General features: G+C 57.3%; 11 protein-coding genes and 1 pseudogene. 9 read left to right on the top strand and 3 right to left on the bottom strand.

Annotation, left to right across the window (positions count from 1 at the left end; genetic code table 11):
• The first annotated feature begins 95 nt into the window (after nucleotides 1–95).
• Nucleotides 96–1,118: a LysR substrate-binding domain-containing protein gene (locus tag SJQ66_RS10025; protein ID WP_024905863.1), complete on the top strand. Its 1,023-nt coding sequence runs from the start codon at nucleotides 96–98 to the stop codon at nucleotides 1,116–1,118.
• 24 nt (nucleotides 1,119–1,142) lie between these two features.
• Here SJQ66_RS10025 and SJQ66_RS10020 read toward each other — a convergent pair whose 3' ends face one another.
• Both SJQ66_RS10020 and SJQ66_RS10015 read right to left on the bottom strand, forming a co-directional pair.
• Nucleotides 1,143–2,225 carry a VOC family protein gene (locus tag SJQ66_RS10020; protein ID WP_176026098.1) on the bottom strand — a complete coding sequence of 361 codons (1,083 nt, stop codon included), beginning with the start codon at nucleotides 2,223–2,225 and terminating at the stop codon, nucleotides 1,143–1,145.
• Nucleotides 2,222–3,046 (bottom strand): aspartate dehydrogenase, encoded by an 825-nt coding sequence (locus SJQ66_RS10015; protein WP_036013149.1) that lies wholly within the window; start codon nucleotides 3,044–3,046, stop codon nucleotides 2,222–2,224. Before SJQ66_RS10015 ends, SJQ66_RS10020 begins: the two co-directional genes overlap by 4 nt.
• A gap of 368 nt (nucleotides 3,047–3,414) precedes the next feature.
• Between SJQ66_RS10015 and SJQ66_RS10010 the strand changes: the two genes are divergently transcribed.
• The 8 genes and pseudogenes from SJQ66_RS10010 (at nucleotide 3,415) to SJQ66_RS09975 (ending at nucleotide 12,119) form a co-directional block, all read left to right on the top strand.
• The gene (locus SJQ66_RS10010) at nucleotides 3,415–4,218 is read left to right on the top strand and encodes an alpha/beta fold hydrolase (RefSeq protein WP_024905866.1); all 804 of its coding nucleotides are present in this window, start codon (nucleotides 3,415–3,417) and stop codon (nucleotides 4,216–4,218) included.
• A 119-nt stretch (nucleotides 4,219–4,337) separates the two neighbouring features.
• Entirely contained in the window at nucleotides 4,338–5,489 is a 1,152-nt protein-coding gene (locus tag SJQ66_RS10005) for a porin (protein WP_024905867.1), read from the top strand.
• A 25-nt stretch (nucleotides 5,490–5,514) separates the two neighbouring features.
• Entirely contained in the window at nucleotides 5,515–6,633 is a 1,119-nt protein-coding gene (locus SJQ66_RS10000) for an amidohydrolase family protein (protein WP_024905868.1), read from the top strand.
• A gap of 77 nt (nucleotides 6,634–6,710) precedes the next feature.
• A complete protein-coding gene (locus SJQ66_RS09995; protein WP_046153975.1) occupies nucleotides 6,711–7,637 on the top strand; it encodes a transporter substrate-binding domain-containing protein in 927 nt (308 codons plus the stop codon).
• Nucleotides 7,638–7,643: 6 nt separating this feature from the next.
• On the top strand, nucleotides 7,644–9,374 hold the full coding sequence (locus SJQ66_RS09990) for an amino acid ABC transporter permease/ATP-binding protein (protein ID WP_024905870.1): 1,731 nt from the start codon (nucleotides 7,644–7,646) through the stop codon (nucleotides 9,372–9,374).
• Nucleotides 9,371–10,420 carry an alpha-hydroxy acid oxidase gene (locus tag SJQ66_RS09985; RefSeq protein WP_320534008.1) on the top strand — a complete coding sequence of 350 codons (1,050 nt, stop codon included), beginning with the start codon at nucleotides 9,371–9,373 and terminating at the stop codon, nucleotides 10,418–10,420. The genes SJQ66_RS09990 and SJQ66_RS09985 overlap by 4 nt, the downstream gene beginning before the upstream one ends.
• 78 nt (nucleotides 10,421–10,498) lie before the next feature.
• Nucleotides 10,499–10,870, top strand: coding sequence for a DUF2322 family protein (locus tag SJQ66_RS09980; RefSeq protein WP_024905872.1), 372 nt, complete (start codon nucleotides 10,499–10,501; stop codon nucleotides 10,868–10,870).
• A 164-nt stretch (nucleotides 10,871–11,034) separates the two neighbouring features.
• Nucleotides 11,035–12,119 (top strand): annotated as a pseudogene (locus SJQ66_RS09975) (IS3 family transposase).
• A 251-nt stretch (nucleotides 12,120–12,370) separates the two neighbouring features.
• Here SJQ66_RS09975 and SJQ66_RS09970 read toward each other — a convergent pair.
• Nucleotides 12,371–12,895, bottom strand: a complete 525-nt coding sequence (locus tag SJQ66_RS09970) for a hypothetical protein (protein WP_320534007.1) — start codon at nucleotides 12,893–12,895, stop codon at nucleotides 12,371–12,373.
• Nucleotides 12,896–12,919 lie beyond the last annotated feature (24 nt).

Raw genomic sequence — 12,919 nt, 5'->3', positions numbered from 1 at the left:
GATGTATCTTTAATATCTTATTGACCTCTCGTTTTTTTTTGCGTGCGACAATATTCACGGTTTGCTTATCTCAGCACCATCCAGAACGCGACAAAATGGCTCGACGACTTCCCAATCTGAACTCGCTACGTGCATTCGAGGCGGCCGCACGGCACCTGAGCTTCAGTCGCGCCGCGGACGAATTGTTCGTCACCCAAGGTGCGATCAGCCGTCAAATTAAGTCCCTGGAGGACGCGCTGGGGGTATCCTTGTTTCGACGGCTTACCCGTACCGTCGATCTCACCGAGCACGGTCGCGAGTACCTCCCGGTTGTACGCGAGGCGTTCGACCGGGTCGAGCAGGCGACGCTGCGCCTGGTGAATCGAGAGCGTCACCGTATCTTGAATGTAAACGTGCTCCCTACTTTTGCGATGCGTTGGTTGATACCGCGCCTCCCATCTTTTGCTCTTGCTCATCCCGATATCGAGATTCGGATGATCACCTCTATTCGCCCGATCAACTTCTGGCGCGAGGATATTGATGTTGCCATCCGCGTCGGGCAGATTCCGGACTCTCCTCAGACGTCGAATGGCCCGCGGCCGCGTATCGATATCCAGATGACGGAGGATTGGAGCAATGTCCGCTGCTATCCCTTGATGCCCGACGTTCTTATTCCCGTATGTAGCAAGAGCCTGTTGGAACGTCTGCCCCCACTCCAGCGTGCCGAACAGTTGCTGGAGATTCCGCAATTACCGCTGCTGCATATGGCCACCCGGATTCACGCATGGCCCGATTGGTTTCGTGCAAGCGGCATCGAGTACGCAATCCCGGAGCAAACGCCCGCGCATGGGCATTTTTTCATGGTACTAGAGGCCGCACTGGCCGGCGCCGGTATCGCATTGGTCCCGAAGGCATTGGCTGCCGCCGACATCGACGCCGGCCGGCTTGCCGTGCCACTGGATCTGGCGCAAGAAAGCGCGGGTTCGTACTGCTTTCTCTGCCGCGAGCACCAGGCCGATACCGACGCGGTGCAGGCGTTCCGCGACTGGATTTTCAGCCAACGTGATGCGACGGACGTGCCCCCGGCAGAAGCGACGACGGGGGAGGGCGATGCGCCCCGAATCTATGCCACGCTCTAATACGGAACGGCATGCCACGCGCATTCACACCAAATATGGCCGTTCCGACGGCGAAATCGTTGCGATTACTTCCGGTCGCCACGCTTTGTTGACATACAGCTGGATCGGCAAACCGTCCGGATCAGTAACGAAAACCACGTCGCGCGCCGGATGTGAAAAGCGGCCGATCACCTGCGCACCAAAGTCGGCAATACGCGTGGCTGCCGCGTCCAGATCAGCCAGGCTCGTGACTTCCACCCCGATATGATGGGTGGGCAAATTCGAAGCCAGGCCGGGGCGATACAAAACGATATCACCCATGCTGTGCGTACCTGCGAGCAGCGCATACTCGTCGGCACCGCCGCCTGCAATCACGCGCAAGCCAACAATACCTGTGTAGAAGGCGAGCATGGCTGCGTAATCGCGCGTCACCAGTGCAATGTGCGTGACGCGTCGACCATGCACCAGGGAGTCAGGGATAGAACGAATTTCGGGATCGACTGGATAATAGTGTTTGTCCAATGGAATATTCGTCTCTCCTGGAATCCAGATCGGTTTTTTCTTGCTGAACACCCCTTTTCGTTCGGAGCGCCAGTCCGCGACCATGTCCGCATAGATTTCCACTTCGTTGCCATCGGGATCTTTTTGATACAAAGAGTGGGCAACGTCATGATCTTCGGTCGATTTGTACGACACCCCAGAGGCGATGGCAGCCTTATAGCCGGCGACCAGGGCAGCTTCGCTCTCGACCTCGAACGCAAAGTGATTCAAATCCGGTTTCTGACCAGGCTTGGCGTAGCGGCTATTGATGTCCACCAGCGCGAAGTCATGATAGGTATTGCCGTTGCTAATGAAGGATGCCTTGTTGTCGGGCTGACTATACACCTCTTCAAAACCGAATACGTCCCGGTAAAACCGGCTAGCCCGTTGGTAGTCCGAGACGAAGACGTTGGCGTGTGCCAGACGTCGCGGCGCAAAAAACCCGTGTTCAACTGCGCAATCTTTACCGATGTCGCTGTTCATCATTTTCCGATCCTGAAAAAGAAGAGGGCGCTCGCCATGAGCATGGCCACAATCGACCACCCGGGGTCGCTGCGGCAGTCCATGCTCTTCCGGGCGATTGATCACGTACCCACTCGCAACGGCGCGTGCAGTTTGCGTAGAAGTGCCAGAACGCTCAACGCTGTAATTCGGCCCGTCTTCGGGTTTTCGCTCGGGATATTCTCGATGGTCATCGTGAAACTGGCCGAGTCGGCATCGACAGTAATGGTATGTGTATTGCGCTGCAATCCTGGATCCGCCCATATCTCAAGCGATGTCGCGTCCGGACCGATCCCCGCGAGTGCGAGTGCCACCGCCACGTTCAGATTGGCGGGAAACCCAACAGCCGCTTCACGTGGTGTGCCCTCGAAAATTCGCATCGGTGCTTTGATATCGGCGATATCAATGTCGTTCTGTTCGAGAAACGGCGCACCTAGCAAGCCGATTACAGGCTTACGCGTCACCATCCGAACCGACCGTATGGTACCTTGCGCCGCCGCCGTCACGGCATCGAGACCAAGTAGCGCACCGGTTGGTACGCAAATCTGGCCCCCTGTCCCCCGGGCAATGTCGACTAGGTCCATGCGGTCGAGCAATGCACCCACACTCAGCGGGATGACGATCTTACCCGCGGTAAGCATCGGAGTGGCAATTGCGGCCAACAGATGGGATGGGGCGCATTCGACCACGACGTCGCACAGCGCTGGCATCGCGTCGAAGCCAACCACCGCGGGGGCATCAACGCGCCAGCGGCGTTCGCCGAGCCACGCCTGGGCCCGCTCGGGCGACCGGGCGGCAACCGCTGTCACCTGGATTGCGGGATCGCCCGCTTCGATCATCTCGACCAATGTCTTGCCTACTGTGCCGAGCCCGGCAATGCCAACGCGTAGCGCGTGGCGAACCTGCATGCCCATCATCAAACGTCTCCCGGTTAGGCGATGCATTCTAGGCAGAGCAAATGCAAAGAACAACGGAGTTTTTCGCGCAGCGCGATGAGGTGAACTCATGCCAGACTCGGCGGCATCGACATGCCGGCATGAATCCCCGGCGGTTCGGATCGCATATCGCGTCAATGCCTTGCCGAACCAATAGGCAAACGCTGGCCGACCCCAATGAAACGGATGATCTGACGTCATGGTGACCTGAGAAAAAGGCGTTTGTCCGGCATGCATAGCGCTACGCATAATGACTAGCTCCACGACCGGCGGCGATAGAGGCCTTGTTTGCCGTCGTGGCGCGCAGACGCCCTCCGCATCACCCCAACTGAGGAAGTGGCATGCCTTACCTGAATCGCGGTGCAAGCCGCCTGTATTACGAACTGCATGGCGTAGAGGCTCCCGTCGTGGCAACTCAGGCCGTCAAGCCGGCCAAGCCGGTGTGGGTACTACTTCACGGCGTAGGCGGTAATCACGCGAGTTGGTTCCATCAAATTGCCGCCTGGCGTACACAGGTCGGTCTGCTGGTCGTGGACGCCCGTGGCTTTGGCAACTCGACCGATGCAGAAGCCGCGGGTCGCGGTGCATTCGTCGACGATTTGCACGCCTTGCTCAACGCGCTGCAGCTTGACCGAGTGGTATTGATCGCTCAGTCCATGGGTGGCGGGACAGCCATCCACTTTGCGATACGGCATCCAGCCCGAGTCAGCGCATTGGTTCTAGCCGATACGATGGTCGGCCTCCAATTGCCGCCAGACATGGCGGCAAGGATGGCACCTGTTGTCGCCCGCGCCAATGCACTCACGCAGTTGGAGCGTGTGCTTGGGCCAACGTTTCAAGCACGCGCGCCGGCACAGTCTTACCTTTACACTGCTTTAGCAAGCTTTAACGAGACAAATGTACGGTCCTTGACGGGCGAGCAGGCGCAAGCGACACCGGCCGAGCTCGGGGCACTCGGGCTACCTATATTGTTCGTCGCAGGCAACGAAGACGTGCTATTCCCGCCCCAGGAGATCGCCGCGCTTGCCGCCGCGACGACGGGCGCCGAATTCCTTGAAATACAGGATGCCGGTCACTCAGCCTATTTTGAACAACCGGATGTGTTCAATCACGCCGTAAAGGCCTGGCTCGATCGCGTTACATAAGATGGTGCATGACTTCTTCTCATCACTCGGCGGCGGAAATCTCGTTTGTTGCCGGATTTTGTCATTCCTATGATGGTCTCGCATTCACATAAGCCAACCACGCATACGGAAAAATAAGCATGAAACTGACACCATTGGTCGCCCCGTCGTTCGCGCTTTTGGGCGCGCTCATCGCAGTACCGGCACTCGCGCAGAGCAGCGTTACGCTGTATGGCGTGACGGACGAAGGCATCGCATATGGCAATAACGTGGGCGGTGGCACCCAATGGGCGGCCGCAAGTGGCACCATGTCAGGCAGCCGTTGGGGCTTGAAGGGTGTCGAAGATCTCGGCGGCGGCATTAGCGCGCGGTTCCAATTGGAGAATGGCTTCAATCTCAGTAATGGCGCTTTGGGCAATGGCGGCCGTGAGTTCGGACGTCAAGCGTGGGTCGGCCTCGGCAGCACGCAGTACGGTACGGTAACGATGGGAAGGCAGTATGACCCGGTGACGGACCAAGTCCAAGGCATCACGGGCGACGGCGTGTTTGGTGCATTCTTCACCACACCAGGGGATGCCGACAACAACGACAACAGCATTCGTGTGAACAACACGGTGAAATACGTCTCGCCTACGGTTGGTGGCATGCAGGCAGAGGCGTTGTATGGCTTTGGTGGTGTTGCTGGCAGCATGAGCAGCGGGCAAACATTCGGTGCTGCGCTTTCGTATGCGACAGGCGGGTTGCACCTTGCGGGCGGGTATTTGTTCACGAAGAACGATAATGGCAGCAGCGCGACATCAGGCGGTTTCATCAACGACGGCAGTCTGGTGACGGCCGGTTACGGGGCCCGTGCCGGATCCTTCCAGACCGTGCATGCGGCGGTGTCTTATGCGTTCGACAAGTTCACCGTGGGCGCCCGCTATTCCAACTCCGAATACAAAACGTATGTGCCGAACGCTGTGTTCCACGATACAGAGAAATTCAATGTGGCGAGCGGCTACCTGGCCTATCAAATCCGTCCCGACCTGAACGCTGCCATCAATTACGGCTTCACCAAAGCAACAGGTGCCGCGTCCGCGAATTACCACCAGATTGCTGCCGGCATCGACTATTTCCTGTCGAAGCGAACCGACGTATACGGCATCGTGGGCTATACGAAGGCAAGTGGCCAAACGTTGAATTCGGCAGGTACCGCCGTAGTCGCCGCCACGGCGAATGTCGGCGACTACAACGACGCCTCCTCGAACAGCAAGCAGGTTCTAGCGGTCGTCGGTATCCGACACAAATTCTAATCCGCAAAAGAAGCGGTATACCCCTATGCAAATGGTGCTCGAAAACCTGAGAGACGACGCGGGCCTGCTGGGCGAGCGTCGGGTTTTCAACGTCCCGAAATGGCGCGATGCTGATACGCGCATCGTCGATGCGCGCGAATGGCGCGCGTACCCTGCCCTCTACGATGCGGACACGCTTCTGACATTGCGCGGCGGACATCTTAGTGAAGCCGATCGCGAAATCGCCCTGGCGGGCGGCGTTGCCAACCTGAACGCCAGCATCGCCTGGCAGCGTATGGCCGATCCGGCGGATGCCGCAGCATTGCTGCGGTCCGCGCAAGATGCCGACATGCCACGCATCCGCCTGTTGTTGTCGGCCATGCCGGATTGTGACAACACCGGATTCGTCGATTGGTTTGCGGCATTCGCTCGCGTACCGCCCCCGTCGGTTTTAGCGGCCTGCAAGCTCTACGGACGTGACGCGACATTCAATAGCAATCTGGAAGCGGTATGGCGAGCGAACTGGCTACCGATGGTGTACACCGATGACCCGGAACGGGTCGTGGAACGTGCGGTAGCGATGGGGAAGCCAGTGGTTATCCGGCACGCTACCCATCCAGATGCGATTTCCCGCCTGCGCGCTATCGCCGGCACGGCGGCGACCGATGACGCATTGATCGTGCTCGCCTGTGCGCCGCATTATCTGCTACCCATGACGGCATCGCTACGCGGCACGTTCAATGTGCGTCCGCCACTGCTCGATGACGCACGATGTATTGCGCTGCAAGGCTGTTTTGACGACATCGACTTGATCGCCACCGATCATGTGGCGGAAGGCGCAACGCGCGGCCCCGGTCTTCAGTCCCAGCATCGCTTCTTGCCCGCCCTTCTGAGTCTGGCGAAACGGATGAACGTGCCCACGGAACGTGTCTTGCGCAAAGCGTCGCGCCGACCTGCGGCGTTGTTCGGGCCCGATGTGAACGACTGGGCCGTTGCCCTGGTGGCTCGCGTTCCGGTGCAGCCATCAATGGCCGAAGGTAACGCTTTCCCAGGCATCAACCCACGCCACGATCCCTATGTCGATATCGCCTTCGAGGATCGGGTCGTCGCCATGGTCCGCGGCCTGACGTTATGGCCGACACGTCATCTTCTACCTGCCATCTGACCAAAAATTGGCAACCGAAAAAACATGCTTTTCTTCGTACCTCACTTTTCAATCCACTCATTGTCAGAGGTCTTCTGATGATCCAATTTCTATCCCGCGGAACGCCTGCCGTCTTTAAGTTGACGGCAGGAGGGGCATTGGGCGCAGCCATATTGGCGTCGACTTTTTTTTCGGGTAACGTCACCGCTGCGGGTGCGGACAATATGCCGTCCCTCAAGACCTTCGCCGCAAGCAGCGAATGCGTGGCGCTACGCAAAACGTATCCGACGCTGAATGGCAAGCATCTGACTGTCGGGCTGGGCGGTTATACCGCGGGATTCGAAGCACCCGACAAAGATGATCCGTCTAAGATCGTTGGTCTCGATCCCGACCTGATTGCCTATATGGGTGCGTGCCTCGGCTTCGAGCACACCTTCCAGAATGTGGCATTTAATGTACTCGTGACCGGCATCGCCGGAGGGCGTTTCGACATGGGGCCGAATCTCTACGTCACCGATGTGCGCCGCAAGCAGGTAGCGTTCATCTCGTCTTTCGCGGTGATCGACGGGTCAGTCGTGAAGCAGGGCAATCCAAAGAAATTGCATTCGATAAACGACCTCTGCGGCAGTACGGTGGCGGCTGCGGCAGGCACTTACGAGGCTGTAAGTCTGGTTCCGCCATTGAGCGAAAAATGCGTGGCGGAAAAGAAGCCAGCGGTCAATCTGTTACTGCTGCAGACGACAGATGCCAGCGTGCAAGCCGTCGAAAGCGGCCGCGCGGATATTTATTTGACGGCTGAATCGGATGCAAAAGCGTTGGCAGCTTCCGCACCCGGACTGACCACGGCCTTCACGGTGGATCTGCCAATTCTGAACGGCTTTCCCATTGCCAAGGAAAACACGGCATTGCGCAGTGGCGTATTGGCTGCAATGAAGCTCATTCAACAGAAAGGTATCGAGCGTGCCTTATTGGATAAGTGGGGCCAGGACGGAAAATCCGAACGCCCGGCCGCCGATGCGACTTAAGGTCTTATGCAAAACTTCCTTCATTATTTGACGTTTCCGTTTCTCCTTCAGGGTTGCATCGTTGCCATCGAACTGCTTGTGGGCGCGATGATCGGCGGTCTCGTCATTGGTTTTATGCTGGCGCTCGCTTCTGATGCCCGTTGGGCGTGGCTGCGTTATCCGGTACGGGCCTATATCTACGTTATTCGTGGCACGCCCCAACTGCTGCAGTTGATTCTACTGTTCAACGTCTTGCCGCAGGCGGGCCTCACGTTGTCGCCATTCATGAGCGCCTTACTTGCCTTGACGATAAATGAGACCGCGTTTTGCGCAGAAATCGTTCGAGGTGGTATCAAGTCAGTTGACAGGGATCAACGTCTCGCCGCTAAAGCGTTCGGATTCTCGACGGTGAGCGAGTTGGTGTATGTGGTCATTCCACAGGGATTGCGCGCCATCGTACCGACGCTTGGCAACGAGGCAGTTGGGCTGTTGAAATCGACATCGCTCGCGTCGGTGGTCGGTGTCAACGAACTGACGCTGCGCAGTCAGACCATCGTGTCTCAGAATTTTGCGTTCCTGCCGGTGTTGCTCGCTTCGGGGGTGATGTATATCGCGCTCTCGGCCGCGATTTCCGCAGTGCAAAGATGGTGTGAAAAAAGGGTTGATCCCGCGCAGCATGGACAATCCATCCGGGCGCGATCGATGCAGCCGCCGGATGGGGCAGGCACGCAGGTCATCGATGACCGGTGCGGCTTATCGAATGGTCCGCCGCTTGCTAGTGACAAGGGGCCATTGCCCCGCATGGCTCCGGTGAAATATGAAACGCCTTCCGATGATCCGCACATATTGGACGCATTGCCGACGGACGCGGCAAGCACGACATCCATGTCCCCGCAACTGGTCCTGAAAGGGGTGAAGGTGCGCTATGAAGGCAACGAGGTATTGAAGGGCATTGATCTTTCGGTGCGTGCCGGCGAAGTGGTCGCGCTGCTAGGCAAGTCGGGATCGGGCAAGAGCACGTTGTTGAAGACCATTCTTGCACTTAATCCCTTGGCGGCAGGATCAATCCGGGTTGACGGTCAATCACTGACGGAAGACGACAGCGGCCGCCCGGTTCCGGCACGACATGTGCCAGCGCGGCGCGCCGCCGCGCGTATCGGGCTTGTGTTCCAGAACTTCGCGTTGTTCCAACATTTGAGCGCGCTGGAAAATGCAGCAGTGATACCACTTCGCGTTCATCGGGTGCCGCGCATCGATGCCGCCCGGCGAGGACGCATCGCGTTGCTCAAGGTGGGCCTGGGACATTTGGCGGATCGCATGCCATTCGAACTATCTGGCGGGCAACAGCAACGTGTCGGCATCGCCCGGGCACTGGCGAGTGATCCGCGCATCATATTGCTCGATGAGCCGACATCCGCGTTGGACCCTGAACTCGTCGGTGAAGTCAATGAAACGATACGTTCGCTTGCGAAGACCGGGATTACGATGCTGCTTAGCACGCATGATGTGGGCTTTGCGGCCACTGTTGCCGACCGGATTGTGTTCCTGCATGATGGTCGCATCATGGAGCAGGGTGACCCGCATATCCTACGGTCTCCTCGTAGCAATGAGTTCGCTGCCTTCCTCCGGCATCCGGGGCAGTCGGATGGACAGTCGAGCGCTGTATACCCTGAGGATTCGGATACAGCGCCGCGCCGCGCCGTAACATCGCCGATATCTTCGCAAACACTCACTGCCTTATCTGGAGGGACCAGATGAGTGACTTGTCAGACAGCGCGCGACAGGCATTGGGTGAACATCTGTTCGGTTACTTGTGCGGGCGAGCTACGGATATGCCGTCGGAAGCGACAGATCCGAATGAATCGGCATTGGCGCACTATCGTCTGGTGCCGCGCATTCTGACTGGGCATTCGACTGTCGATATCCGCTGTACCTTGTTCGGCCGTGCCTACGCCGCGCCCTTTGGCGTCGGCGCGTTTGCCGCGGACCGCTTGTTCGGATCCGATGGCGTGGCGGCCATCGCACGCGTATGCGCCCGTCTTCACTTACCGCTTATTGTCTCCGAAGAGGCGGTTACACCATTACCTACTGTCAAGGCGACCGGCGTGGATTACTGGCTGCAGATTCGTGCGGCGGGACCGCTTGACCGCGCGATCACGCTTTCGCAACGCGCCTTGGCGGCAGGCGCGCGAGGCGTCGTGCTGACCGTGCTGGCCGCCGCGCATCCGGTACCCGGGCTGTATCCCGGTGGCGTTGACGTCGGGGCGGAAGTCGCTGCGCGTGGGTGGTCGACGATCGGCGCGGAAAACGGCGTCGCGCATCTGCCGGCGTTTCCCGGATGGAACATCGACGCATTGGAGACACTCGCGGCTGCGATTCATGCCGATGGGGGGGCGCTTATCGTGAAAGGCGTATTACATGCCGACGATGCCGCGAGCGTGGTGGCGGCTGGTGCCGATGGCGTCATGGTATCGAATATCGGCGCACGTCAATCGTATCGGTGGGCGCCGTCGATTTCCTGCCTTTCGAGCGTAGCCGCGGCACTGAAGCGTACGCCACCAACGGCCGTGCTGTTCGACGGCGGCGTACGGCATGCGGCCGATGTGCTTGTTGCGAGCGCACTCGGGGCCAATATGTCGATACTCGTGCGGCCGGTTGTGTACGCCCTTGCCACCGACGGCGAGCAAGCCGTGGAAACGTTGCTCACGCGGCGCATGGGCGAAGTAACGGCCTTGTCTGCATGGATGGGGGTTGCGACGCTATCGGAACTACGGCCCGATCATCTTATACACGTATCCGCTTGATCTGGCGCATGCCAGCAACTACGGTATATCGAATACGCGAAGCCAGAAATTGGCAGGAATGGAAGCCGAATAAAGGGCATGGATACGATGACAAGCGATAAACAATCGAGGCGACTTAACGCAGGACCCCATTTTCTGGAGAATATCGCCCTTCTGCCGCCGATCACGGATATCGATCATATCGACCTGATTGATCCGACCGGTCGTCTAGAGACGCGTATCCTCAATAAGGAAGGTCAGCGCGGCGCAATGGCAATATGTCAGTATCTGCTGCCCTTGTTTGGCAGGCTCGATCGTGACGCCGCCGCGCATGGCGTCCATTTTTTTGGTGAAGCCTATGTCGCTGATGCGCGCGCCCATCCGGGCGCGCATCGAAATATCGATCGCTTTCTTGCGATCATCGCAGGCGCGCCAACATTGGATATCGTCATCGCCCGTCGGCAGGCGTGACGACGCGGATAATGAAGCCCGCCACGTGCGACTCATCGCACATCTTTTCCGTAACGTCTTACACGTTACCTTGATTTCCAGCATCCACTTGGCGGTCGTCCCCCACAGAATAGCGGTCGTTCAGGGTAGAATTTTCTCGCAGTAGCACTGACAGGAAATTCTGCATAAAGACGTCCCGAGTCACAGAAAGCCAAATTATCGCGATATTAAAGCAGGCGCAGGCCGGAGCGCCCGTGCCGCAGCTATGCCGCGAGCACGGAATGAGCAGCGCAAGCTTCTACAAATGGCGCTCGAAATACCGTGGCATGGACGCCGCGTTGATGACCCGAATGAAAGAGCTAGAGGTCGAGAACGCGCGGCTAAAGAAGATGTATGCCGAGACGTCTGAAGGCGGAGGTCGTGCGCGAGGCGCTTGAAAAAAGTGGTGAAGCCGTCTCGCCGACGCGAGATGACCCAACGAGCGGTACGAGAGCGCGGGATGACCGTGCGCCAAGCCGGAATGGCATTCGGCATCAGCGAGACCTGCTACCGGTACGAATCGAAGCGTTGTGCCGAAAATGAGCTCATCGCGGATTGGCTTGTGAAACTCACGCACAATCGACGCAATTGGGGCTTCGGATTATGTTTTTTGTACCTGCGAAACGTCAAAGGGTTTGCCTGGAATAACAAGAGGGTTTATCGGATATACCGGCAGTTGGAACTGAACTTACGTATTAAACCGCGCAAACGCCTTGTTCGCGAACAGCCTGAGCCCTTTGCGGTACCGACGGCATTGAACGAGTGTTGGTCGATGGACTTCATGCACGACCTGCTTTCAGATGGCCGTAGCATCCGGTTGTTCAATGTGATTGATGAGTTCAATCGTGAAGGATTGTGCATCGACGTAGACTTCTCGTTGCCAGCACTAGGTGTTATTCGGTCGTTGAATCAAGTCAGCGAATGGCGTGAAACACCCCTGAAAATTAGGTGTGAAAACGGGCCAGAATATGTCAGCGAAGCACTGAAAGACTGGGCAGAAAAGCGCGGCATCGTGCTGTAATTTATCCAGCCCGGATAACCACAAAAGAATGCCTACATCGAGCGATATAACAAGACCATGAGATACGATTGGCCTGCCCATTACCATTTCGACACCGTTGCGCAATTGCAAGACTATGCGACGAAGTGGCTATGGTCATACAATCACGAGCGGCCCAATACAGCCATTGATGGCCTTCCGCCGAAACAGAAGTTGACAATCGCAGCCTAGCCTCTACCCTCGACGACCATTAAAAATGGAGGGACTACCATGCGACGCGATTTGCGTCGTAAGCATCATAATATTGCGTGCTTACATGCATTAAACCGATTTGCCGAACGCTCATTATGAACGCCCGCTATATGCAAAACACTTTAACAACGGACAGTACGGGAAAGTGAGGCAGTCTCGCCAACAGCATCATCTTGTCGCTTGTAGGGTCCGCAACCGCCTCATAAATCAAGTGCAGTAGCAGAAACGGCTCATTTGGAGCGAAGGTGGGTAGCTAGCATTACCCGGTCTCCGAAATCGTAATGCGGTTCCGCAGCGATCGTCGCTTCCTCTGCCTGGATGACGAAAGCGACATCGTCTTTTCGCCACGACTGGCATAGGTCGTCAAATTTCGCGCCGGGTCGATAAGGGAGTGCAAGATGGATGCCGGATGCGATACATTTGTCGATCGCAGACCGCCGAGATTGGGTAAATGCTCCTAAGCCGCGCCTCATTTCAAATCGCACATATCTACCTTTGCTTCGCTTATACCAATATACAGAATCCCATACGGGAGGCGTCCAATTTTGGTCGAAGAATAAGTTATTTGCAACGATCCCCGCGATTTCATCCGAGGCATTCACTTGATAGCAAGTACAGAGATAGATACATATTTCGTAAGATAAGCGCCGCAACAACGGTTCTGCGTTCACAGATACGATCATTGCTGGCAATAATTGCTTATCGATAAGTAGTGAATCTGCCAGCGTGTTTCGTGTAAAACTGCTGTCTGACATAAAGCGTATCACCAAAATGTCGAG

It is taken from the genome of Robbsia andropogonis (genome assembly GCF_034047095.1).
In the GTDB taxonomy this organism is placed as follows: Bacteria; Pseudomonadota; Gammaproteobacteria; order Burkholderiales; family Burkholderiaceae; genus Robbsia; species Robbsia andropogonis.
Note: the sequence above shows the minus strand (reverse complement) of the source record. Positions and strands in the feature narration are given on the sequence as shown.

Coding starts and splice junctions, on each gene's coding strand:
- SJQ66_RS10010 (WP_024905866.1), top strand. CDS start 3,415: ATGCCTTACCTGAATCGCGGTGCAAGCCGCCTGTATTACGAACTGCAT.
- SJQ66_RS09970 (WP_320534007.1), bottom strand. CDS start 12,895: ATGTCAGACAGCAGTTTTACACGAAACACGCTGGCAGATTCACTACTT.
- SJQ66_RS10015 (WP_036013149.1), bottom strand. CDS start 3,046: ATGCAGGTTCGCCACGCGCTACGCGTTGGCATTGCCGGGCTCGGCACA.
- SJQ66_RS09990 (WP_024905870.1), top strand. CDS start 7,644: ATGCAAAACTTCCTTCATTATTTGACGTTTCCGTTTCTCCTTCAGGGT.
- SJQ66_RS10005 (WP_024905867.1), top strand. CDS start 4,338: ATGAAACTGACACCATTGGTCGCCCCGTCGTTCGCGCTTTTGGGCGCG.
- SJQ66_RS09995 (WP_046153975.1), top strand. CDS start 6,711: ATGATCCAATTTCTATCCCGCGGAACGCCTGCCGTCTTTAAGTTGACG.
- SJQ66_RS09985 (WP_320534008.1), top strand. CDS start 9,371: ATGAGTGACTTGTCAGACAGCGCGCGACAGGCATTGGGTGAACATCTG.
- SJQ66_RS09980 (WP_024905872.1), top strand. CDS start 10,499: ATGGATACGATGACAAGCGATAAACAATCGAGGCGACTTAACGCAGGA.
- SJQ66_RS10025 (WP_024905863.1), top strand. CDS start 96: ATGGCTCGACGACTTCCCAATCTGAACTCGCTACGTGCATTCGAGGCG.
- SJQ66_RS10000 (WP_024905868.1), top strand. CDS start 5,515: ATGCAAATGGTGCTCGAAAACCTGAGAGACGACGCGGGCCTGCTGGGC.